The following is a 21,864-nucleotide window of genomic DNA, read 5'->3' as shown; positions in this document are numbered from 1 at the left end:
GCTCACCGGTCACAACCTCCCATGACGGGGTCCAGCGAGGCGCCGCCGGCGATGACGTCGGCGATCAGGCCACCCTCGGCCATCGCCGGCAGGGCCTGGAGGTTGACGAAACTCGGCTCCCGGTAGTGCACCCGGTACGGCCGCGTCCCGCCGTCGGAGACCGCGTGTACACCCAACTCGCCGCGTGGCGACTCGACCGCGACGTACACCTGACCCGGTGGCACCCGGAAGCCCTCCGTCACCAGCTTGAAGTGGTGGATCAGGGACTCCATCGACTGGCCCATGATCTTCGCGACGTGCTCCAGCGAGTTACCCATGCCGTCGACGCCGATGGCCAACTGCGCCGGCCACGCGATCTTCTTGTCGGCCACCATCACCGGGCCGGGCCGGAGCCGGTCGAGCGCCTGCTCGACGAGCTTCATCGACTCGCGGATCTCGGCCAGTCGGACCAGGTAGCGGCCCCAGACGTCGCCGTCGGGGTGAGTCGGCACGTCGAACTCGTACGTCTCGTAGCCGCAGTACGGCATGGTCTTGCGCAGATCCCAGGCCAGGCCGGCTGAGCGCAGCACCGGGCCGGTGACACCGAGCGCCAGGCAGCCGGTCACGTCGAGCACGGCCACGTTCTGCGTCCGCTCCAACCAGATCGGCTGGCCGGAGAGCAGGTCCTCGTACTCCTTGAGGCGCTTCGGCATGACCTTGAGGAACTCGCGGATCTTGACGATCGCCTCGTCCGGTACGTCCTGGGCGACGCCGCCCGGCCGGACGTACGCGTGGTTCATCCGCAGGCCGGTGATCAGTTCGAAGATCTCCAGGATGTACTCGCGCTCCCGGAAGCCGTAGAGCATGATCGAGATCGCGCCCAGCTCCATGCCCGTGGTGGCCAGCCACACCAGGTGCGAGGAGATCCGGTTCAGCTCCATCATCAACACGCGGATGGTGTTGGCCCGCTCGGTGACGTCGTCGGTGATGCCGAGCAGCTTCTCCACGGCCAGCGAGTACGCCGTCTCGTTGAAGATCGGCGAGAGGTAGTCCATTCGGGTCACGAACGTCGAACCCTGCACCCAGTTGCGGTACTCCAGGTTCTTCTCGATACCGGTGTGCAGGTAGCCGACGACCGAGCGGGCCTCCCGGACCGTCTCGCCCTCCAGCTCCAGGATCAGCCGGAGCACGCCGTGCGTGGACGGGTGCTGCGGACCCATGTTGACGACGATCCGGCCCTCGTTGATCGGGTCGACGCCGGATACAACGTCGTCCCAGTCCCCGCCGGTGACGGTGAAGACCCGACCCTCGGTCGTTTCGCGTTCGGTGGCGTAGTTCGACGCGGTCATTGGTAAGACCTCCGCTTGTCGGGCGGCGGAATCTCGGCGCCCTTGTACTCCACGGGCACGCCGCCGAGGGGGTAGTCCTTGCGCTGCGGGTGACCCTCCCAGTCGTCCGGCATGAGAATGCGGGTCAGCGCCGGGTGACCGTCGAAGACGATCCCGAACATGTCGTACGCCTCCCGCTCCTGCCAGTCGGCGGTCGGGTAGACGCTCGTGACGCTGGGCAGGTGCGGTTCCTCGGCGCTGACGGCGGCCTCCAGCCGGACCTGCCGCCGGTACGTCATCGAGGTGAGGTGGTAGACGACGTGCAGTCGGCGGGCGTCGGCACCGAGGTAGTCGACACCGGACACCGACGAGCACAGCTCGAACCGAAGCGCCGAGTCGTCCCGCATCACCTGGCAGACCTCGGCGATCCGCTCCGGCCGGACGTGCAGGGTCAGCTCACCCCGGTCGACCACGACCTTTTCGATCGCCTCGCCGAAGGCCGGGTACGCCTCCTCCAGAGCGTCCCGGACCTCGTCGAAGTAGCCACCGTACGGTCGGGGGGAGTCCTCGACCGCGTGGTGCTGCCGGACCAGTCCACCGAACCCGGAGACGTCACCACTGCCCTGGTTACCGAACATGCCCCGGCCCGCCGGTGCGGCCGGCGGGAACTCGGCGGGTGCGCCGCTCGTCGCACCGGCGGGCGGCACCGGGACCGGTACGCCACCGGTGGTCGGTTTGTCGTCAGTCACTTGATCCCCCCGTACGGGTGGAGGTGGTTCTGGGCCTTCATCCAGTTCTCGATCCGCAGCTGCTCCTCGCGGCCCTCGCGGACGGCCTGCGTCCACTCGGCCCGGCGGGCCTTGTCGCTGCGGTACGACGACGGCATCGAGCCGTACGGCACCACCGGCACGTCACCGCGCGCCTCGCGGGCGGCGAGCATCTTGCGGCCGTTCGGGCCGAGCGGCTCGTGGCCGATCTTCTCGCGCAGCTTGAGGATGGCGTCGATGAGCATCTCCGGCCGGGGCGGGCAGCCCGGGAGGTACATGTCGACCGGTACGACATGGTCGACGCCCTGCACGATGGCGTAGTTGTTGAACATGCCGCCGCTGCTGGCACAGACACCCATCGACAGCACCCAGCGGGGCTCGGCCATCTGGTCGTAGATCTGGCGCAGTACCGGGGCCATCTTCTGACTCACCCGGCCGGCGACGATCATCAGGTCGGCCTGCCGGGGCGAGGCCCGGAAGACCTCCATGCCCCACCGGCCCATGTCGTAGTGCGGACCCCCTGCGGCCATCATTTCGATCGCGCAGCAGGCCAGGCCGAACGTGGCACCCCAGACCGACGACTTGCGCGACCAGTTGACCAGCTTCTCCACCGAGGTGAGCAGGACACCGGCGGGAAGTTTCTCCTCGATACCCATAGCTGTTCCTTCCTCAGTCCCAGTCCAGGCCGCCGCGCCGCCACTCGTAGGCGTACGCGACGAAGACGGCACCGATGAACAACAACATGGCGACGAACCCGAAGACCGGCAGGATGTCGAAGGAGACCGCCCACGGGTAAAGGAAGATCATCTCCACGTCGAAGACGATGAAGAGCATCGCCGTCAGGTAGAACTTGACCGGAAACCGGCTGCCGCCGATCGGCTGCGGGCTAGGCTCGATCCCACATTCGTAGGCTTCGAGCTTGGCCTTGTTGTAGCGGTGGGGGCCGGCGAACCGGGCGGCGGCTATCGAGAACAGCGCGAAACCCGCGGCGAGGGCGAACAGCCCGATGATGGGTACGTAAGGCGAGAGCGACATGTCTTCTCCTGCTCGTCCTTCCCTGCCCTCGGTTGGTTGGCGAATTTCACACTATTCACATCCCACCCCGCGCCGCGCGGTGGGGGTGGACCTTACCTGCTCCGCGCCCCTACGCCGCGGGCGCGGCCCGGGTCATCGCATTGATCACCCGGTCCATCGCGTCACCGCCACGCGGATCGGTGAGGTTGGCGAGCAGCTTGAGCACGAAGCGCATGAGCGTGGGATGGGGCATGCCGTGCTTGGTCGCCACCCGCATGATCTCCGGGCGGCCGATCAGCTTCACGAAGATGCCGCCGAGTCGGTAGTAGCCACCGAATCGGGTCTTCAACTCCTGCGGGTACGCCAGCAGTGCCCGTTCCCGCTCGGCCCCGACCGGTCGGGCGAGCGCCTGGACCGCCACCTCGGCGGCCAGTTCGCCGGACTCCATCGCGTAGGCGATGCCCTCGCCGTTGAACGGGTTGACCATGCCGCCGGAGTCACCGACGAGCATGACCCCCCGGGTGTAGTGCGGCACCCGGTTGAACCCCATCGGCAGGGCGGCGCCGAGGATCGGCCCCTCGGCGTTGGCCTCGTCGGTCATTCCCCACTCGGGCGGCGTGTTGGCCAGCCAGTCGGTCAGCAGCCTGCGGTAGTTCGTCTTGCCGAACGCCGACGATGAGTTGAGGATGCCGAGCCCGGCGTTGACCCGACCGTCACCGAGACCGAAGATCCAGCCGTACCCGGGCAGGAGTTCGTTGCTGCCCTTGGCCCGTAACTCCAGCCAGGATTCCAGGTAGTCGTCGTCGTGGCGGGCCTCGGAGCGGTAGTAGCGTCGCACGGCGACACCGATCGGACGGTCCTCCCGTTTGGCCAGGCCGAGGGCCAGCGGGAACCGGCCTGAGACGCCGTCCGCGGCCACCACCAGCGGCGCGTGGAAGGTGACGGGCGCCCTCTCCGGCCCGTCCTCGCCCTGCACCCCGATCACCCGGCCGTCACCGTCGAGCACCGGGCCGGTGACGTTCACGCTGGTACGCAGCTTCGCTCCGGCCGCCACCGCGCGTTGGGCGAGCAGGTCGTCGAAGTCGAGTCGGGTGCGCACGAGTCCGTAGTTGGGGAAGCTGGCGAGTTGCGGCCAGTCCAGCTCCAGCCGGACACCACCACCGATCACCCGCAGGCCACGGTTGTGCAGCCAGCCGGCCTCCGGTGAGGTGTCCACCCCCATCCGGATCAGCTGCCGTACCGCGCGGGGGGTCAGCCCGTCGCCGCAGACCTTCTCCCGAGGGAACTCGGTCTTCTCCAGCAGCAGCACGCGTACGCCATGCCGAGCCAGGTGGTATGCGGTCGCCGACCCTCCGGGACCGGCGCCCACGACGATCACGTCGGCGTCGTTCTCCACCGCGGTCATTAGCGCCTCCCCTCCCCGCCTGCTCGTGAAATGCTTCACAAGCCAGCGGGGTCGAGTCTATGACCGGCGCCATAAGCTCGCTTTGTTAGGGCTCCCTTACCTACGCAGCACAAGAGTGGGCACCCCGTCGACGCCTCAGGTGGCGCAGGGGCCCCTCACCGACACCTACCGATCGAGCGCTCGCCGCGGGCGCTCAGTGACGTGACGGCGCGGCGTTGTCCAGGCCAGCCCGGATGGTGTCCGGAAGTTGCTCACGTAGGGCGCCACCGGCAGCCCGATCCAGGGCCGCGATCACCTCGGTCACCACCTGACGAACGTCTGCGGGATCCGCTCCGGCCAGACCCCGGAGCTGTTCGACCAGCTCGGCGGCATCTCCCACGGCCACGTTCTTCGGATCCGTCATGTTGCACAGCTTAAACCGGCAATGAGAGCTAAATCGCCTTATTCCCCCAAATGACCGTTTCACGCCAGAAGGGGTGTGCAGGTCCGGCCGATCACGTCCGCACCGCACGATGCAGGGCCACCACCCCACCGGTGAGGTTGCGCCACGCCACCCGCCCCCAACCCGACGCCGCCACCCGCGCCGCCAGCGCCGGCTGGTCCGGCCAGGCCCGAATCGACTCGGCAAGATAGGCGTACGCGTCGGGGTTGCTGGAGACGGCCCGGGCGACCGAGGGCAAGGAACGCATCAGGTACGACAGGTACACGGTACGGAAAGCGGAGTTGACCGGGGTGCTGAACTCGCAGACCACCAATCGGCCGCCGGGACGGGTCACCCGGGCCAGTTCAACGAGCGCGGCGTCGGTGTCGTTGACGTTGCGCAACGCGAACGAGATGGTCACCGCGTCGAAGCTGGCATCGGCGAAGGGTAACCGGAGGGCATCACCGGCCAGTAGCGGCACATGCGGCCGGGTGTGCTTACCGGCGTGCAGCATGCCGAGGGACAGGTCCGCCCCGACCGCGTACGCCCCGGAGTGGGCGAGTTCCTCGGTGGAGACACCGGTACCCGCGCCCACGTCCAACACCCGGTCGCCCGGTCGCAGGTCGAGCGCCGCCCGGGTGGCCCGCCGCCAGAACCGATCCCGTCCGAACGACAGGACGGTGTTGGTCAGGTCGTAACGGGCCGCGACACCGTCGAACATCGCGGCGACCTCATGCGGCTGCTTGTCCAGACTGGCGCGCTGGCCCTGCGGGGTACGGCTCACCCCTCCACTCTGCCAGCCCGACGGGCGACGGCCCCGACAGGGGCGACGGACACAGTGAGGGCGGGATGGTCACCCATCCCGCCCTCACTGCCGTGCGTTATGTGAACGGCCCGCGCGGGCCGATAGAGGACGAACCTCAGGCGTCCGACTTCTCGTCGCCCGGCGACACCAGGACCACACGGCGACGGCGGGCCACCAGGAACATGGCCACACCAGTGGCCAGCACACCCGCGCCAACGGCACCGATCAGACCGACCTGCACACCGGTGACCGGCAGGCCAGGGCCGGCGCCGTCGTCGCCACCGCCGGAGCCTCCCTTGGCGGCCACGACCACCGCGAAGTCGTCGGTGTTGTCACTCGGGTCGACGTCGACGGCAGAGACCCCCGTGACGTTCTGCGGTAGTGCCGACGTGGCGGCGACCCGGGCGGTACCGACGGCCTCCTGCACCGACAGCGAGTGGACGGTGACCGTGCCACCGGTCAGGCTGCTCGGCTGCACACCGTCGGCGACCGTGACGAGGTTGTAGAAGCGAGCACCGGAGTAGAGGTCGTCACCCTGGTCGTCCTGCGCGGCCGGGATGAGGACGGCCTTGTCGTACTCGCAGGTCAACGAGGTCATCGCGGCGTTGTAGGTGCAGTCCGGCTCCTTCTCCGCGAAGGTCGCGCCCGTGGGCAGCTGCACCTCGATCCGCAGCCCCCTGGCGGCCTGGTCGCCCTGGTTGAAGGCGCCGTAGACGAGCTGGCCGGTGTTGCCCGGGTACAGGTCGCCGACCTCGGTGATCGTCCCGCCGTCGACCTTGACGGCCCTACGGACGTCGTCGGCGACGACGGTCAGGTCCGGGCCGGTACCCTCGACCTTGACATCGACGGTCACCTCGTTGTCGGACTCGTCCGGGTCCGGGCCACCGTGCACGATGACCGCGGTGATGGAACCGGCCGGACCGACCCCCGTGCCCTTGCGGATCAGCGGGAAGAACCAGTCGACATCCTCACCGGCACGGATGGTGTCACCCTCGATGCCGCAGAGGATCCAACCGTCCTCACGCGGGTTGCAGCCGGTCTCGTCGATGTCGACGAGAGACGTCTTCAGCTTGCTCACGTCGAGCGCGACGAGCACGTCGCGGGCGTCGACGTCACTCTTGTTGAGCAACGAGACACTCGCGTCCTTGCCCGGCGCACCGACGGCGATCGTGGTGCCGCTGGCCTTGATGGCGAGGTCCGCGCTGTCGTCCGCCAGTGCCGGGGCGGCGAAGGCACCGGTAGCGAGTACGCCGACGGTGCCGGCCCCGAGGTATGCGGCAGCCCGGTTACGGAAAATCATGAAGCTGGTCTCCCCGTGCAATCAGATGACATACGGGCGGGGACGTTAGCGTTCGACGATCACCCGCGCCACCCCGGATCGCACCCGTCACGAGCTGCTCAGCTAATGGCAACTTAAAGATTGTCCGGATTGATGGGTCTTGCTACCTGGCCACGCGCCGACATCGCACCAAGGCGGCCGGACGCTTCGAACCGGATGGATGGCTCACCCCGCCCGTTCGGCTGAGAACCGGTCGAGCCATCGCCGTCACACAGCGCCCATAGCCCACTTACCAGCAGTGACATCTCCCTCGACGGCCGGCTCACCAATGGCGGCCGCCCCCCAGAAAGGCCGCAACTCGGGTTCGTGGCGGCGGATGTGGCGGTCGCGGTGGCCGACGAGGGTCGGTCAGCGGGCTTCGACGAGGGGCAACGACCGGCCGGCTCCACCGCCGGGCAGGGCGATCGACGAGAAGTGCGAGACCACCCGGTCGTCGCTCGGATCGTCGTCGGGCGTGTGGTGCACGGCCAGCCTGTTGTAGAGCGTGTCGCGCTGCGCGGGGATCCGGTCGGCCGAGCGGATCATCCCGATCAGCTCGTGCAGATTGGACCGGTGTCGGGCACCCGCCGAGGAGATCACGTTCTCCTCAAGCATGATCGACCCGAGGTCGTCGACGCCCATGTGCAGCGCCAACTGGCCGACGTCCTTGCCGGTGGTCAGCCAGGACGCCTGGAGGTGCGGCACGGTCTCGAAGAACAGCCGGGACACCGCCACCAGCCGCAGGTACTCCAGGGTCGTCGCCTGCGTACGGCCCTTGAGGTGGTTGTTCTCCGGCTGGTACGTCCACGGGATGAAGGCTCGGAAGCCCCCCGTGCGATCCTGCACGTCGCGGATCATCCGCAGGTGCTCGATCCGCTCGGCAGCCGTCTCGCCGGTCCCCATCATCATCGTCGCGGTCGACTCGACACCCTGCCGGTGCGCCAGCTCCATGACCTCCAGCCAGCGCTCGCCCGACTCCTTGAGCGGCGCGATCGCCCTACGGGGTCGCTGCGGCAGCATCTCGGCGCCCGCACCGGCGATCGAGTCGAGCCCGGCGGCCTTGATCCGGGCGATCGCCTCGTCGAGGCTCACCCCGGAGACCTTCGCCATGTGCAGGATCTCGCTCGGCCCGATCGAGTGGATCGCGAGCTGCGGGTACGCCTTCTTCACCGAGGAGAAGAGTTCCTCGTAGTACTCCACGCCGTAGTCCGGGTGGTGACCGCCCTGGAGCATCACCTGGGTGGCGCCCAGCTCGACCGCCTCGCCGCAGCGACGCAGGATCTCCTCGGTCGGGTGGGTCCACCCCTGCGTGTGCTTCGGTGCCCGGTAGAAGGCACAGAACTTGCACGCCGTCACGCAGACGTTCGTGTAGTTGATGTTGCGATCGATCAGGTATGTGACGACGTTGTCCGGATACCGCCGTCGGCGGACCGCGTCCGCGGCCTCGCCGAGGGCGTGGAAGGGGGCGTCGGTGTACAGCAGCAGTGCCTCCTCGGGCGTGATTCGCCCGCCGTCGGCACCGCGCTGCAGGATGTCGTCGATCTCCCGGTTCACCGTCACAACCTGAGCGTACGCCGGCCGGCCGCCCGGCTCCCACGACCGTTCCGCGCCGTGACGCACCCCGCACCCCCGTGAGCCGGGCGAGGTCCGCGCACCCGAATCCTGGGCAGTTCCGGACGGAAGGTTGCCAGGACCGGCGACACGAACCCGCGAGACTGGACCTTGTCGAGCCGCGTCTCACGCGTCGTAGTCGATGGAGACAGTGTCGGTGAGCGGACTGGACTGGCAGGTCAGCACGTAACCGGCGTCCACCTCGTCGGGCTCCAGGGCGTAGTTGCGGGCCATCTCGACCTCGCCCGCGACGACCTTCGCCCGGCACGTCGAGCAGACCCCGCCCTTGCAGGCGTACGGCAGCTCACCGCGGACCTTGAGCGCCGCGTCGAGCACCCGCTCGTCGCGGCGCATGGTGAAACTCGACGAGCGTCCGTCGAGCATGATCGTCACGTCCGTGCCACCGGACACGTCATCGTCGCGGCGCACCGGTGGGGGCGGCGCGTCGACGTGGAACAGCTCGGTGTGCAGCGCCGACTCCGCGACACCTCGCCCGGTGAGCACCGTACGGGCATCCACCACCATCGGGTACGGGCCGCAGAGGAACCACTCCTCGACAGCATCGCCGAGCACGATGGTGTCGAGGAGTCGACCCAGCCGCTCGGCGTCGATCCGGCCGGACAGCAGTGGCGAATCGCCCTGCTCGCGGGAGAGCACGTGCACCAGGTGCATCCGGGTCGGATGGCGGTCCTTCAGGTCGGCCAGTTCCTCGGCGAACATCACGCTGCCGGCGGTGCGGTTGCCGTACACGAGTGTGAAGGTGCTGGCCGGTTCGACGGCGAGCGCGGTGGCGACCAGCGACAGCACCGCGGTGATGCCCGAACCGGCCACCACCGCGCCGTAGCGACGGGCCCGGTTCGGCGCGAAGTCGGTGGTGAAGTGCCCGAGCGGCGGCAGCACCTCGATGGTGTCGCCGTGGCGCAGCACCCCGCAGGCGTAGCCGGAGAAGGATCCGCCCGGAATCTCCCGCACACCGATCCGCAACCGACCGTGCCGCGCCAGCTCCGCCGGGGTGGAGCAGATCGAGTACGAACGGCGCACGTCGGGCACCGCACCGCCGGCACCGTCCGCGACGACGGCCGCGGACGGCAGGCGTACGGTCAGGTGCTGGCCGGCGCGGAAAGCGAACGTCTCGCGCAGTTCCTCCGGCACGGCGAAGGTGATCGCGACGGCATCGGCGGTGAGCCGGTCCACGGCGACGACGGGTAGCGGATGGAAGAGCGGGCGGCGCCGGACGGGGCGGGTGATGGTGACAGTCACAGGGCCTTCACATGGTCGAAGGGTTCGGCACAGGAGCGGCAACGCCACAGCGCCTTGCAGGCGGTGGAGCCGAAGCGGCTGATCTGCTCGGTCTCCGGCGACCCGCAGCGTGGGCAGCGCACCGCCAGGGTGAGCGGGACGACGCCGTCACGCCGGGCCGGCGCGGGTGGGGCGATGCCGGCGGCGGCCAGCTTGGCTCGCCCGGCGTCGCTGATCCAGTCGGTGCTCCAGGCCGGTTTGTGCACCGTTCGCACCTCAGCGTCCGGGTGACCGGTGGCGACCAGCGCACGCCGGATGTCGGCGCGGATGACGTCCATCGCGGGGCAGCCGGTATAGGTGGGGGTGATCGTCACCACCACCCGACCGGTGGCCGGGTCCTCCTGCACCGACCGCAGGATGCCGAGATCGTCGATGGTGACCACCCGGATCTCCGGATCCACCACCGCCGCCACGGCCTCCCGCGCTCTGCTCACCGGATCACCAACGGGCCCCGGGGTGGGCGCGGTGCAGCACCTGCATCTCCGCGAGCAGGTACGACAGGTGTTCGGTGTGCACGCCGTCGCGCCCGCCGGCCGGCGTCCAGCTGACCTGCGGAACGGTGAGAGTCGCCGTGGTGAGCACCTCGGTCACCGTGTCGTCGAACCCGGGCCGCAGGACCGCCGGGTCGACAGGTGCGTCCGGCCACGTCGTGAACAACTCGTCGACGTACGGCCAGATCTGGTCGACGCCGGCCTGCATCCGCCGGTGCGACTCCTCGGTCCCGTCACCCAGCCGCTTCACCCACAGCATGGCGTGGTCCAGGTGGTACGCGGACTCCTTGCGGGCCTTGGCGCCGATGGCGGCCAGTCGCTCGTCCGGGCAAACGGCCAGGGCGGTGTAGAGCGGCACCTGGTAAGCCGCCAGGACGAGCAGCTTCGCCATGGTCACCGCGAAGTCACCGTTCGGCAGCTCGACCAGCAGGCAGTTTCGGAACTCCCGGTCGTCGCGCAGGTACGCCAACGCGTCCTCGTCCCGGCCGGCGCCTTCCAGCTCACCCGCGTACGTCAGCAGGAGCCGGGCGGCACCGAGCTGGTCCAGGGCGATGTTGGCGAGCGCGACGTCCTCCTCCATCTCCGGTGCCCGGGTGGTCCACTCGGCCAGCCGCTGCGCCGCGATCAGCGAGTCGTCGCCGAGTGCGAGGGCGAAGGTGAACGGGCCGTTCACAGGTGCGCCACCCCGTCCGGCACCTCGTAGAAGGTGGGATGACGGTAGACCTTGTCCGCGGCCGGGTCGAAGAAGGCGTCTTTCTCGTCGGGGCTGGAGGCGGTGATGGCGCTCGCCGGCACCACCCAGATCGACACCCCCTCCTGACGTCGGGTGTACAGGTCACGGGCGTTGCGCAGGGCCAGCTCCGCATCGGGCGCGTGCAGGCTGCCGACGTGGGTGTGCGCCAGCCCCCGCCGGGCCCGGACGAAGACCTCCCAGAGCGGGGTGTGCTGCTGGTTCACGCTGTCACCATCTCCTTCTCCGCGCGTTTGGCGGCGTACGCGGTGGCCGCCTCACGCACCCAGGCGCCCTCGTTGTGCGCCCGGCGCCGGTGTTCCATCCGCTGCCGGTTGCACGGCCCGTTGCCCTTGATCACCTGCGTCAGCTCGTCGTAGTCGGGCTGGGTGAAGTCGTGTGCCTGCCGTTCGTCGTTCCAGCGCAGCTCCGGGTCGGGGATGCGAAGCCCGAGAGCCTCGGCCTGACCCACGCACATGTCCACGAAGCGCTGACGCAGTTCGTCGTTGGAGAAGCGCTTGATCTTCCATGCCATCGACTGGGCGGAGTGGGTGGAATCGCCGTCGGGTGGGCCGAACATGGCCAGGGACGGGTACCACCAGCGGTTCACGGAGTCCTGGGCCATCGCCTTCTGGGCGGCGGTGCCGTGCGCCAGGGTGTACAGGATCTCGTAGCCCTGCCGCTGGTGGAAGGACTCCTCCTTGCACACCCGGATCATGGCGCGGGCGTAGGGGCCGTAGGAGCAGCGGCACAGCGGCACCTGGTTGACGATCGCCGCGCCGTCCACCAGCCAGCCGATCGTCCCGACGTCGGCCCAGGTCAGGGTGGGGTAGTTGAAGATCGAACTGTACTTCTGCCGACCGTCGAGCAGCAGGTCCACCAGTTCGTCCCGGCTGATGCCGAGGGTCTCGGCGGCGGCATACAGGTAGAGGCCGTGTCCGGCTTCGTCCTGCACCTTGGCGAGCAGGATGGCCTTGCGCTTGAGCGAGGGGGCGCGGCTTATCCAGTTCCCCTCCGGCTGCATGCCGATGATCTCGGAGTGGGCGTGCTGGGCGATCTGCCGGATCAACGTGCGACGGTACGCCTCGGGCATCCAGTCGCGAGGTTCGATCTTCTGGTCGGCGTCGACGACCTCGGTGAAGTAGGCGGCCAGGTCGTCACCGGGCTGCGCGTCGCCTCGGCCCCGTTCCGCTGCCGCGCGCAACGCCGCTTCGGCTGCCTCGACCTCACCGAGCAGGCCGCCGGGCGGGTCCTCGCCCGGGAAGTCATTGCCATACATGCCCTTAGTGTTACAGCTGATGACCAAGGACACCAGGGGGCTGTCACACCAAATCAGGACCGCCCACCGTTACCCCTCGGTCGCCACGAGTAGGTCCGGTAACTATGAGTTGGACCACAAATCAGTGACAAATCCTCGCAACAACCGCGAAGCCGTTCGTTATCCCGCCTTCACGGCGAGTCGCCAGGTGCCGAGTCCTGGCATAACGCCGATCCGCACGTAGACTTCCCCCGTCACACCGATCGGCTGAAGACGATCGCCTACTCAGGGCCACCTCCCCCGGCCCGGGCCATCCGACACCGGTCAGTCCTGGCAACCAGCCGGCCCCCCGGCCCCGACATCTGGAGTACACCGCTCATGCGATCTCGCGTGACCATGGTGTTCGCCGCGACGGCGGTACTGCTCGGCGGCATCATGCTTGTGCCGGCCGCATACGCCCGGCTCTCCGCAGGTGAGACGGAGTCCGTCTCGGAGAGCGTCGCCGCGCCCACACCGTCCCCGCCGGCGCCGCCAACCCTGGCAGCCGGCACGGTCTCGGTGAACTTCGAAGGCGAGTTCTTCTCCTGGGCGCTACTCGACCGGGAAACCGACGAACTCTCCGGCTCAAAGAACATGGCCGCGACCAGCTCGACCGAATCGATGCTGAAGGCCTGGATCGTCGCCGACTACCTCCGGCAACACCACGAGGAGTCGCCGGACCAGGAGCCGCAGGACGAGGTCCTGGCGGCGGCCAGCGCGGCGATCCGGGACAGCGATGACGACGGCGCCAACCTGGTGTACAGACTGGCCGGCGGATCGTACTCCGCGCAGGCCGACGGCTCACCGGACCCGGTGATCGCACGGGCGATCGAGCTGTGCGGCCTGACCGACACCAAGCGCGGCAACGTCAAGGGCTACGAAGGATGGTGGAGCTTCACCCGGATGTCGCCCCGCGACGCCGTACGGCTCGGCGACTGCATCGCCGACGGCACCGCCGCCGGGCCGAAGTGGACCGAATGGCTGCTCACCGAGATGAGCAAGGTTCGCGGCAGCGCCGCCAAGGAGGAACAGCAGGAACGCTCCGGCGGCGGCCGGTGGGGCATCGTCGACGGGCTACCGGAGTCGATCACCAGTCAGGGCCCGGTCAGCATCAAGAACGGCTGGACCCCCCTCTACTACGACGGAAACTGGCACGTCAACTGCCTGGCAGTGACCGAGAAGTGGAGCCTCGCGGTGATGCTGCGATACCCCATCGAGAACGGGCTCGACTACGGAGCGGATGTCTGCGCCAGCGTCGCGAGTCAGTTGGTGACGCCCCAGCCCGGTGGTGCCCTCAAGGTGCCACAGCAGCCCATCGGGAAGCTCTGATGGCCGGCCGCCGCAGCCGCAACGGCGGGACATCGCCGCTCCGGCTGATCGCGATCGCGGCAGTGCTCATCGGGCTGGTCCTGGTCTCGCTGCGTCTGCTGCCCGGTTCGCCGTTCGAGTCCACCGCCGCTGCCCAGTGGGGCCAGGGTGAGACACCGGCGGCCCGGGACGGCTCCCGCGCCGACCGCAGCGTACGGCCGTCGCCCAGCCCCTCGCCGGAGCCCGAGCCGCTGCCGTTCGAGGCCAAGGAAATCGACCTGGACTTCGACGGCTGGTACTCGTGGAGCGTGCTGGACCGACGGTCCGGCGAGATCGTCGGCTCGGACACGATGGCCGAGACCAGCACCACCGCCTCCCTGATCAAAGCGTGGATCGTCGCCGACTACCTGCGCCGCACCGCCGATGCCGGGCAGACCCCGAGTGACGCGAAGCTGGACGACCTGACCCGCATCATCCGGGACAGCGACAACACCCGCACCGAGCAGCTCTACACCCAGATCGGCCGGTCAGCCTCCATCAAACGGCTGTTGTCCACCTGCGAGCTGACCGACAGCAAGGTGTCGAGCGACCTCGGCTGGAGCCGCACCGAACTCTCCGCTCGGGACACCGCCCGCCTCGGCAACTGCATCGCCGACGGTACCGCCGCCGGGCCGGAGTGGACCACATGGCTGCTCGCCGAGATGCGTCAGGTACGCGGGGCCGGCGACTTCGGCATCCGTAAGGCGTTCCCGGCCGCCGAGGCGAAGCAGATCGCCATCAAGAACGGCTGGGTCGATCGCACCAAAGAGCAGGAAATGCACGTCAACTGCCTGGCCATCGGAGACACCTGGACGATGGGCGTGATGCTCCAGTACCCGATCAACAAGGGCTACGAGTACGGCATGAACAACTGCGAGAAGATCACCGAGGCTCTGCTCACCACCGCACCGTGAGTCGCCGACCGGTCAGCGGACGAAGAAGACGGGGCCGGTGGAAGGCAGAGGCGGGGTTTCACCCAGGGCGGCGGCGCGGCGGGCGAACTCGCGGATGCCGGTGACCTGACGCTCACCGAGCGAAAAATCCAGGGCGCGGAAGTACTCCGCGAGGGTGCCGGCGTCGAACGGCTCCCACCGGGCCGCCGACTCGGCGACCTGGTCCAGCTCGGCCAGACACAGGTCACGTGAGCGTAGGAACGCCTCGTGCACCTCCTTGACCAGGCCGGGGTGGCTGGCGGCGAAGTCACGACGAACCGCCCAGACGGCGAAGACCATCGGCAGCCCGGTCCACTCCCGCCACGCCTGGCCCAGGTCCGTCACGGTCAGCCCTTGACGTGGTGCCTCGTACATCGCCCGCAGCGCCACGTCGCCGATCAGCACCGCAGCGTCGGCCTCCAGCAGCATCTGGGTCAGGTCCGGCGGACACCTGAAGTACTCCGGGTCGACGCCGTACCGCTCACGTAGCAACAGCCGGGCGAGAAGAACCCCGGTCCGCGAGGTGGAACCCAACGCCACCCGGGCACCGTCGAGGTCCGCCAGTGGCCTGGTGCTCACCACGTTCACCGACAGCACCGGCCCGTCGCTGCCCACCGCCAGGTCGGGCAGGAGCAGCAACTCGTCGGCGTGCTTCAGGTACTCGACGAACGTGATCGGCCCGATGTCCAGGTCACCGGCAATGAGCTGGGCGCTGAGCCGGTCCGGCGAGTCCTTGCGCAGGTCGACGTCGAGCAGGGCACCGGAGCGCATCAGCCCCCAGTAGATCGGCAGACAGTTGAGGAACTGAATGTGCCCGACGCGGGGGCGGGCGAGGCGCTCGACCATGTGCCGACCGTATCTCCGCCGCCGGTGACCTGCTCGGGCGGACGACCCGGAAGTGGTGAACCTTGCACCGCAGAACCGTCGCACCGCGGGTCCCCGGCCAGGCGGCGAAACCGGTTGTCCACGGCACGCCCTCCAGTAGGCTCATCGTTCCGCCCGACGGCCGCGGTGAGTAGCACCGCAGCGGACGTCCCCGCGCCGACCCACGAGTCGGAAACGCGAGCGGCAGCCTTCTTCCCGTGTCGAGGAGTCCGTGGATGAGCCTGCACGCCAAGAAATTCTCCCAGCGAACCGCGCTGGACGACGAACTGGCCGCCGAGCGGGCACACCTGACCCGCTCACGGGCGGCGCTGCACCGGATGCGGGAACGCGCCGAAGCACTCTTCGCCACCGGCGACAAGGTGGCCGGGGACGCGTACACCGCCGAGCAGCTCGGCCGGCATCTTGCCCGGCGGGTCGCCGAACTGGCCGACGACCCGCGTACCCCGCTCTTCTTCGGCCGGCTCGACTTCGGCAACACGGATGCCGAACACGCTGGCCACCGCTACCACGTCGGCCGCCGGCACGTCACCGACGAGCAGGGCGAACCATTGGTGCTGGACTGGCGGGCACCGATCTCCCGCACGTTCTACCGGGCCAGTGCCCGCGATCCGCAGGGCCTGTCGGTACGCCGCCGGTTCGGGTTCGGCGACGGGAAGCTGACCAGCTTCGAGGACGAGCACCTCGACCGGGGTGAGGAACTCGGCACGGCCAGCCGGATCCTCACCGCCGAGATCGAACGTCCCCGGGTCGGGCCGATGCGGGACATCGTCGCCACCATCCAACCCGAGCAGGACGAACTCGTCCGGGCCGACCTGGCCGACTCGATCTGTGTGCAGGGCGCCCCCGGTACCGGCAAGACCGCCGTCGGCTTGCACCGGGCGGCGTACCTGCTCTACCTGCACCGGGAGCGACTTCGGCGGTCGAAGGTGCTGGTCGTGGGCCCGAACCGGGCCTTCCTCGGCTACATCGCGGCGGTGCTGCCCGCACTCGGTGAGGTCGAGGTGGAGCAGGCCACCGTGGAGGACCTGCTCGACCAGGTGCCGGTCCGCGCTGCGGACCCGCCAGCAGTGGCCACGCTCAAACACGACGCGCGGATGGCCGAGGTACTGCGGCGGGCGGTCGACGGGTACGTCGGTGAACCGGCGGAGCCGGTGCTCGTCTCCGACGGTTCGTTCCGCTGGCGGATCGGGCTGGAGCCGCTGCACCAGCTGGTCCAGGACACCCGCGCGGAGCGTCTGCCGTACGCCGTCGGCCGGGACCGGGTCCGGGCCCGGGCGGTCGGCCTGCTGCAACGGCAGGCCGAGGCGCGGCGGGCGGAGTCACCGGGCGACGCGTGGCTGCGCCGGATGAGCCGGTCGAAACCGGTCGCCGGGTTCCTGGACACCGTGTGGCCCGCACTCACCCCGGACGGCGTGCTGCACGCGCTGTACACCGAACCGGACCGGCTCGCACTGGCCGCTGACGGCCTGCTCAGTGCCGGCGAGCAGCGCCTGCTGACCAGCGCCGGGTCCAGCCGTCCCACCACCGGGACCGGGTTGGGGCGGACGGCGAAGGCGACCCGATGGACGGCCGCCGACGCCGTGCTGATCGACGAGGCGGCCGGCCTGCTCCAACGACCGGCCGGCTACGGACATGTCGTGGTGGACGAGGCCCAGGACCTCTCCCCGATGCAGTGCCGGGTCATCGCCCGACGCAGCGAGCACGGCTCACTCACGCTCCTCGGCGACCTGGCTCAGGCCACCGCACCGTGGGCGGCGAGCGACTGGCGGGACAGCCTGCGCCACCTGGGCAAGCCGGACGCGACGGTGGTGCCGTTGACCATCGGGTTCCGGGTGCCCGCCGCCGTACTTGCCTTCGCCAACCGGCTGCTACCGGCGCTGGCTGTCGACGTGCCGCCAGCCGAGTCGCTGCGCAGCGACGGTGTGCTCGTGGTGCGTACCGTCAGCGATCTCACGGCCGCGACCGTGGCCGAGGTGCGGACGGCGCTTACGCACGAAGGGTCGACCGCCGTGATCGCCGCCGACGACGCCGTCGATGGGTTGCGGGCAGCGCTGGCCGAGGCGGGGGTGGGAATCGCCACCGCCGACGGGCCGGCAGCCGGAGCGCGCGTCACGGTGATACCCGCGACCCTGGTCAAGGGTCTGGAGTACGACCACGTCATCGCGGTCGAACCGGCAGCCATCGCGACCGCCGAGCCACGCGGCCTGAACCGGCTGTACGTGGTGCTCACCCGGGCGGTGTCCCGGCTGTCCGTGCTGCACGTCGCGCCGCTGCCCGCACCGCTCGGCTGACCTCGACCGGCCAGATCGGGGAGTCGCCGGTTCAGTTGACGTTCCCCGGTTTCCACCCCGAACAGCGACGGGCCGGTGCCACCATGCCGAGAAGGGCGACCGACCGGTGGTCGCCGCAGGTCGTAGAGGGGTGGCCGTGGTCAGCGTCGCACCGGGTACGCCCTGTTGGGCCGACCTGGCGACCCCGGGGCTCGACGCGGCCCGACGGTTCTATCCGGAACTGTTCGGCTGGACCGGCCGGGTCGACCCCGAGCCGGAGGCCGGCGGGTACACGGTCTTCCTGCTGGACGGCCGGGCGGTGGCCGGGGCCGGCCCACCGGCCGTGCCGGATCAGGTGCCGATCTGGTCGACGTACGTGGCCACCGACGACGCCGATCTGGTCGCGGGCCGGGTGGAGCGGGCCGGTGGACAGGTGGTGGTACCGCCGTTCGAGGTCTTCGACCGGGGTCGGATGGCGGTCTTCACCGATCCCGCCGGGGCCGCGTTCAGTGTCTGGCAGCCGATGGTCTTCGCCGGGGCCGAGGTGTTCGACGTGCCCGGTGCGATGAGCTGGACCGAACTGGTGACCCCCGATCCGGACGGGGCCCGGACCTTCTACGAGCTGGTCTTCGGCTGGCAGCCGGAGGAGGAGCCGATGGGTCAGGTCGCCTACACCGGTTGGCGGCTCGGCGACCGGTTGGTGGCGGGGATGATGCCGCCGCTGGGCAACGGGTTCACCGCGGACGGGCCGGCGTACTGGTCGGTGTACTTCGCGGTGGCCGACGCGGACGCCTGCGCGACGCGCGCCGCCGAGCTGGGCGGCACGATCCTGGTACCGCCCCGCGACATCCCGGCCGGGCGCTTCGCCGCGCTCCGCGACCCCCACGGTGCCCTGTTCCACGTCATCGCTCTCGCCGGGACCGGCTGAACCGTCAGCGTTCTTCTCCATCCTCGGCCCGGTTTCCGCCCCCGCCTGACCTGCCCGGCGGGCGGACTACTGTCGCCTGGGGCGTACCGGCACCACGAGCGGGCCGTGCTCACCGTCGACGACGCGGACGCTGGCCCGGTAGTGCTCGGCGAGCAGCCGGTCGGTGAGCACCTCCCGGGGGCTGCCGACCGCGACCACCCGACCGGCGGCGAGGAGCACCATGCGGTCGGCGTACTCGCCGGCGATGGACAGGTCGTGCATGGTGGCCAGCACCGTCAGCCCGTGCGTCCGACGGAGCTGGTCGACGAGTTCGAGCACCTCCTGCTGGTGGCCGATGTCGAGAGCGCTGGTGGGCTCGTCGAGCAGCAGCAGGGTGGCGCCCTGGGCCAGCGCCCGAGCCAGGAAGACCCGCTGACGCTCGCCGCCGGAGAGGGTGGCCAACTCCCGTGCTCGGAAGCCGGCGAGGTCGAGCCGGTCGAGCACCGCGTGCACCACGGCCAGGTCGGCGGCGGACTCCCGACCCAGCGGCGGGATGTACGGGGTACGGCCGAGCAGCACGTAGTCCAGCACCGCCATGCCGGGCGGTACGACCGGCGACTGCGCGACCGTCGCCACCACCCGGGCCCGTTCCCGGCGAGGCAGTCCACCTATCGGCGTACCGAAGAGCCGGACGGCGTCCGGCGCGGGGAGCAGGCCGCCGACGGCGCGCAGCAGTGTCGACTTGCCCGCGCCGTTGGGACCGATCACCGTGACCCACTCGCCGGCGGCGACGGTCAGGTCGACGCCCGCGAGGATCGACGTACCGTCCAGACTTATCCGCAGGTCCCGCAGTTCGACGGCGGGCGCGGCCGGCGAGCCGGTCATGTCAGCACCCGCCTGGCCGAGCGCAGCACCACCACGAAGAACGGGCCACCCAGCAGCGCGGTGACCACCCCGATCGGGATCTCCTGCGGCGCGGCGGCGGTCCGTGCCACCACGTCGGTCAGTGCCAGGAAGGCCCCACCGAACAGCAGCGACAGCGGCAGGATCACCCGGTAGCTCGCGCCGGCCAGCATGCGGATGGTGTGCGGCACGATGATGCCGACGAAGCCGATCAGGCCGGAGGCGGAGACGGCGGCGGCGGTGCCCAGCGAGGCGGCGGCGATCAGCAGGTAGCGGGACCGCTGCGGGTGCAGGCCGAGGCTGGTCGCCTCGTCGTCGCCCACCGACAGCACGTCCAGCTCCCGCCGGTGCAGCAGGATGACCACACTGGTCAGCAGGAAGTACGGCAGCACCAGCCGGACGTCCTGCCAGCCGGCGGTGGCCAGCCGCCCGAGCAGCCAGGAGTACACCTGCTGGATGCTCTCCGCGTGTCGTTGCAGCAGGTACGTCTGACCGGCGCTGAGGAACGCGGAGACGGCCACCCCGGCCAGGATCAGGGTCGCTGGGGAGCGGCTGCGGCCACCGGCGGAGCCGAGCAGGTAGGTCATCGCCACCGCACCGAGGGAGCCGACGAAGGCGGCCAGCGGGATGGTGGCCGGCAGGCCGCTCAACGTTCCGCCCGCTCCGACCCCCAGGGTCAGCATCACGGTGACCGCCAGCCCGGCCCCGGCCGCGACGCCGAGCAGGTACGGGTCGGCCAGCGGGTTACGGAACACCCCTTGGTAGGCGCCGCCGGCCAGGGCGAGCAACCCGCCGACCAGCAGACCCAGCACCGTCCGCGGCAGCCGCAGCTCGGTGACGATGGCGATCTCCCGCTCGGTCAGCCCGCTGTCCAGGCGTACCCCGGGCAGCAGGTTGAGCAGTTCGATCGCGACGCTGCCGGGCGGCAGGCTGACCGGGCCGAGCGAGACCCCGGCCACCAGCGCGACGAGCACCGCGAGCGCCCCGGCGGCGAGCCAGCGTTTCCGCAGGCCCGCCGGCCGGGGTGGGGTGACCGCCCCGACCGGCGTGCCGAATCGGGCACGCTTCAGCACGTCGTGCACGATCCGTTCAGCGCTCGACGGTCAGCGTCACTCGGAGGCCTTGGCGGTGGCGTCCACGATGGCCCGCAGCAGGTCCACCACCCGCGGTCCCCACCGGGAGGCGATGTCGTCGTCGAGTTCCACGACCTGGTCGTTCTGCACCGCGCTGAGCGACGCCCAGCCGCTCCGGGCCTTGACCTTGTCGGCGGTCTGACCGGCCTGCCGCACGTCGCCGAGGAAGATGAAGTCCGGGTCGGCGTCGATGATCACTTCCTGGGACAGCTGCGGGTAGCCGCCGTTCTTGCCGTCGGCGTCCGCCGCGTCGGCGATGTTCTCCAGCCCGGCCAGGCTGTAGATCGAACCGATGAAGGTCTTGCTGGTGGCGGTGTACAGCTCCGGGCCCAGCTCATGGAAGTAGGTCGGTGCCTCGGCCCGCTGCGGCACCTCGGCCGCGATTTTCGTGATGTCGTCCTTCATCCGCTGCACCACGTCGGCCGCCGCGTCGGTGTTGCCGGTGAGCGTGCCCAGCTCGGTGAGCTGCCGGTACGAGTCGTCGAGGGTTTGCGCGGCGGGAGCCTGGTAAACCGGGATCTTGAGCGCGGTGAGCTGCTCGACGATCTTGTTGGTGTCGTTGGCGAGCACCACCAGGTCGGGGTTCTTCGCGGCGACCGCCTCCGCGTTCGGCTGGTAGCCGGAAAGGTCGGTCTTCGGCGCGTCGACCGGATGGTTGGACTGGTCGTCGACTGCGGTGACCTGCGATCCGGCACCGATCGCGAAGAGCATCTCGGTGCCGGTCGGCGACAGCGAGACGATCTTCTCGGGGCGCTGCTCAAGGGTGAGCTCGCCGACGGTCACGGGGAAGGTGGCGGCGCTCGGGCTACCGCCACCGGCGGGTGTCTCGGTGGTCGTCTCGGCGCAGGCGCCGAGCGTCAGGGCGGCCACCGCGAGGCTGGCGGCAAAGACCCGGGGGGTGTGTCTGAACATCGGTCCTCCTGTCGGTCGAGGAGTGCGGTGCTTCGCCGACAGGGGACCTGGGGCACCCGTCCGCGAGGCGCCCTTCCTCGAGAGCGCGGTTCGCGACCGCGCCCCAGGCG

22 protein-coding genes are annotated in these 21,864 nt (G+C 69.8%); 4 read left to right on the top strand and 18 right to left on the bottom strand.

Annotated elements, in window-relative coordinates:
* Positions 1-2: 2 nt before the first annotated feature.
* The 14 genes from HCA58_RS17845 to paaA form a co-directional block, all read right to left on the bottom strand.
* Positions 3-1,328 carry an NADH-quinone oxidoreductase subunit D gene (locus tag HCA58_RS17845; protein ID WP_169598982.1) on the bottom strand — a complete coding sequence of 442 codons (1,326 nt, stop codon included), beginning with the start codon at positions 1,326-1,328 and terminating at the stop codon, positions 3-5.
* Positions 1,325-2,056: an NADH-quinone oxidoreductase subunit C gene (locus tag HCA58_RS17840; RefSeq protein WP_169598981.1), complete on the bottom strand. Its 732-nt coding sequence runs from the start codon at positions 2,054-2,056 to the stop codon at positions 1,325-1,327. The genes HCA58_RS17845 and HCA58_RS17840 overlap by 4 nt, the downstream gene beginning before the upstream one ends.
* Positions 2,053-2,730, bottom strand: coding sequence for an NADH-quinone oxidoreductase subunit B (locus HCA58_RS17835; RefSeq protein WP_169598980.1), 678 nt, complete (start codon positions 2,728-2,730; stop codon positions 2,053-2,055). The genes HCA58_RS17840 and HCA58_RS17835 overlap by 4 nt, the downstream gene beginning before the upstream one ends.
* Positions 2,731-2,743: 13 nt before the next feature.
* Positions 2,744-3,109, bottom strand: coding sequence for an NADH-quinone oxidoreductase subunit A (locus tag HCA58_RS17830; protein WP_169598979.1), 366 nt, complete (start codon positions 3,107-3,109; stop codon positions 2,744-2,746).
* A gap of 109 nt (positions 3,110-3,218) precedes the next feature.
* Complete coding sequence (locus HCA58_RS17825; RefSeq protein ID WP_169598978.1) at positions 3,219-4,493, bottom strand: geranylgeranyl reductase family protein; 1,275 nt, start codon at positions 4,491-4,493, stop codon at positions 3,219-3,221.
* A 193-nt stretch (positions 4,494-4,686) separates the two neighbouring features.
* The gene (locus tag HCA58_RS17820) at positions 4,687-4,896 is read right to left on the bottom strand and encodes a hypothetical protein (RefSeq protein ID WP_169598977.1); all 210 of its coding nucleotides are present in this window, start codon (positions 4,894-4,896) and stop codon (positions 4,687-4,689) included.
* Between the two features lie 91 nt (positions 4,897-4,987).
* Positions 4,988-5,698, bottom strand: coding sequence for a demethylmenaquinone methyltransferase (locus tag HCA58_RS17815; protein ID WP_169598976.1), 711 nt, complete (start codon positions 5,696-5,698; stop codon positions 4,988-4,990).
* 136 nt (positions 5,699-5,834) lie between these two features.
* Positions 5,835-7,019, bottom strand: a complete 1,185-nt coding sequence (locus HCA58_RS17810) for a cell wall anchor protein (RefSeq protein ID WP_169598975.1) — start codon at positions 7,017-7,019, stop codon at positions 5,835-5,837.
* 387 nt (positions 7,020-7,406) lie between these two features.
* Positions 7,407-8,597 (bottom strand): cyclic dehypoxanthinyl futalosine synthase, encoded by a 1,191-nt coding sequence (gene mqnC / locus HCA58_RS17805; protein ID WP_169598974.1) that lies wholly within the window; start codon positions 8,595-8,597, stop codon positions 7,407-7,409.
* Between the two features lie 177 nt (positions 8,598-8,774).
* Positions 8,775-9,908 carry a 1,2-phenylacetyl-CoA epoxidase subunit PaaE gene (gene paaE, locus HCA58_RS17800; protein ID WP_169598973.1) on the bottom strand — a complete coding sequence of 378 codons (1,134 nt, stop codon included), beginning with the start codon at positions 9,906-9,908 and terminating at the stop codon, positions 8,775-8,777.
* Positions 9,905-10,381, bottom strand: coding sequence for a 1,2-phenylacetyl-CoA epoxidase subunit PaaD (gene paaD, locus HCA58_RS17795; protein WP_169598972.1), 477 nt, complete (start codon positions 10,379-10,381; stop codon positions 9,905-9,907). The genes paaE and paaD overlap by 4 nt, the downstream gene beginning before the upstream one ends.
* Before the next feature lie 4 nt (positions 10,382-10,385).
* On the bottom strand, positions 10,386-11,111 hold the full coding sequence (paaC, locus tag HCA58_RS17790) for a 1,2-phenylacetyl-CoA epoxidase subunit PaaC (protein WP_169598971.1): 726 nt from the start codon (positions 11,109-11,111) through the stop codon (positions 10,386-10,388).
* Entirely contained in the window at positions 11,108-11,395 is a 288-nt protein-coding gene (gene paaB / locus HCA58_RS17785) for a 1,2-phenylacetyl-CoA epoxidase subunit PaaB (protein WP_169598970.1), read from the bottom strand. Before paaB ends, paaC begins: the two co-directional genes overlap by 4 nt.
* Positions 11,392-12,447: a 1,2-phenylacetyl-CoA epoxidase subunit PaaA gene (gene paaA, locus HCA58_RS17780; RefSeq protein ID WP_169598969.1), complete on the bottom strand. Its 1,056-nt coding sequence runs from the start codon at positions 12,445-12,447 to the stop codon at positions 11,392-11,394. Before paaA ends, paaB begins: the two co-directional genes overlap by 4 nt.
* Positions 12,448-12,804: 357 nt before the next feature.
* Between paaA and HCA58_RS17775 the strand changes: the two genes are divergently transcribed.
* The gene (locus HCA58_RS17775; protein ID WP_169598968.1) at positions 12,805-13,794 is read left to right on the top strand and encodes a hypothetical protein; all 990 of its coding nucleotides are present in this window, start codon (positions 12,805-12,807) and stop codon (positions 13,792-13,794) included.
* On the top strand, positions 13,794-14,726 hold the full coding sequence (locus HCA58_RS17770; RefSeq protein WP_169598967.1) for a serine hydrolase: 933 nt from the start codon (positions 13,794-13,796) through the stop codon (positions 14,724-14,726). The genes HCA58_RS17775 and HCA58_RS17770 overlap by 1 nt, the downstream gene beginning before the upstream one ends.
* Before the next feature lie 12 nt (positions 14,727-14,738).
* On the opposite strand, the gene HCA58_RS17765 is transcribed toward HCA58_RS17770, so the two are convergent.
* The gene (locus HCA58_RS17765) at positions 14,739-15,590 is read right to left on the bottom strand and encodes a menaquinone biosynthesis protein (RefSeq protein ID WP_169598966.1); all 852 of its coding nucleotides are present in this window, start codon (positions 15,588-15,590) and stop codon (positions 14,739-14,741) included.
* A 254-nt stretch (positions 15,591-15,844) separates the two neighbouring features.
* Between HCA58_RS17765 and HCA58_RS17760 the strand changes: the two genes are divergently transcribed.
* A complete protein-coding gene (locus tag HCA58_RS17760; protein WP_169598965.1) occupies positions 15,845-17,920 on the top strand; it encodes an AAA family ATPase in 2,076 nt (691 codons plus the stop codon).
* Between the two features lie 136 nt (positions 17,921-18,056).
* A complete protein-coding gene (locus HCA58_RS17755; RefSeq protein ID WP_169598964.1) occupies positions 18,057-18,827 on the top strand; it encodes a VOC family protein in 771 nt (256 codons plus the stop codon).
* Between the two features lie 66 nt (positions 18,828-18,893).
* Here HCA58_RS17755 and HCA58_RS17750 read toward each other — a convergent pair whose 3' ends face one another.
* From HCA58_RS17750 to HCA58_RS17740, 3 genes are read right to left on the bottom strand one after another with little or no spacing between them, the layout of a single operon-like run.
* Complete coding sequence (locus HCA58_RS17750) at positions 18,894-19,691, bottom strand: ABC transporter ATP-binding protein (protein ID WP_169598963.1); 798 nt, start codon at positions 19,689-19,691, stop codon at positions 18,894-18,896.
* On the bottom strand, positions 19,688-20,779 hold the full coding sequence (locus tag HCA58_RS17745) for an iron ABC transporter permease (RefSeq protein ID WP_169599029.1): 1,092 nt from the start codon (positions 20,777-20,779) through the stop codon (positions 19,688-19,690). The genes HCA58_RS17750 and HCA58_RS17745 overlap by 4 nt, the downstream gene beginning before the upstream one ends.
* A 39-nt stretch (positions 20,780-20,818) precedes the next feature.
* Positions 20,819-21,754: an ABC transporter substrate-binding protein gene (locus HCA58_RS17740; RefSeq protein WP_169598962.1), complete on the bottom strand. Its 936-nt coding sequence runs from the start codon at positions 21,752-21,754 to the stop codon at positions 20,819-20,821.
* Between the last annotated feature and the right edge of the window lie 110 nt (positions 21,755-21,864).

It is taken from the genome of Micromonospora sp. HNM0581 (assembly GCF_012726175.1).
Lineage (GTDB): Bacteria > Actinomycetota > Actinomycetes > Mycobacteriales > Micromonosporaceae > Micromonospora.
The sequence above is the reverse complement of the archived record's forward strand: the minus strand, read 5'-3'. Positions and strand labels throughout refer to the sequence as shown.

Coding starts and splice junctions, on each gene's coding strand:
- HCA58_RS17845 (WP_169598982.1), bottom strand. CDS start 1,328: ATGACCGCGTCGAACTACGCCACCGAACGCGAAACGACCGAGGGTCGG.
- HCA58_RS17835 (WP_169598980.1), bottom strand. CDS start 2,730: ATGGGTATCGAGGAGAAACTTCCCGCCGGTGTCCTGCTCACCTCGGTG.
- HCA58_RS17830 (WP_169598979.1), bottom strand. CDS start 3,109: ATGTCGCTCTCGCCTTACGTACCCATCATCGGGCTGTTCGCCCTCGCC.
- HCA58_RS17825 (WP_169598978.1), bottom strand. CDS start 4,493: ATGACCGCGGTGGAGAACGACGCCGACGTGATCGTCGTGGGCGCCGGT.
- HCA58_RS17820 (WP_169598977.1), bottom strand. CDS start 4,896: ATGACGGATCCGAAGAACGTGGCCGTGGGAGATGCCGCCGAGCTGGTC.
- HCA58_RS17810 (WP_169598975.1), bottom strand. CDS start 7,019: ATGATTTTCCGTAACCGGGCTGCCGCATACCTCGGGGCCGGCACCGTC.
- paaA (WP_169598969.1), bottom strand. CDS start 12,447: ATGTATGGCAATGACTTCCCGGGCGAGGACCCGCCCGGCGGCCTGCTC.
- HCA58_RS17775 (WP_169598968.1), top strand. CDS start 12,805: ATGCGATCTCGCGTGACCATGGTGTTCGCCGCGACGGCGGTACTGCTC.
- HCA58_RS17770 (WP_169598967.1), top strand. CDS start 13,794: ATGGCCGGCCGCCGCAGCCGCAACGGCGGGACATCGCCGCTCCGGCTG.
- HCA58_RS17765 (WP_169598966.1), bottom strand. CDS start 15,590: ATGGTCGAGCGCCTCGCCCGCCCCCGCGTCGGGCACATTCAGTTCCTC.
- HCA58_RS17760 (WP_169598965.1), top strand. CDS start 15,845: ATGAGCCTGCACGCCAAGAAATTCTCCCAGCGAACCGCGCTGGACGAC.
- HCA58_RS17750 (WP_169598963.1), bottom strand. CDS start 19,691: ATGACCGGCTCGCCGGCCGCGCCCGCCGTCGAACTGCGGGACCTGCGG.
- HCA58_RS17740 (WP_169598962.1), bottom strand. CDS start 21,754: ATGTTCAGACACACCCCCCGGGTCTTTGCCGCCAGCCTCGCGGTGGCC.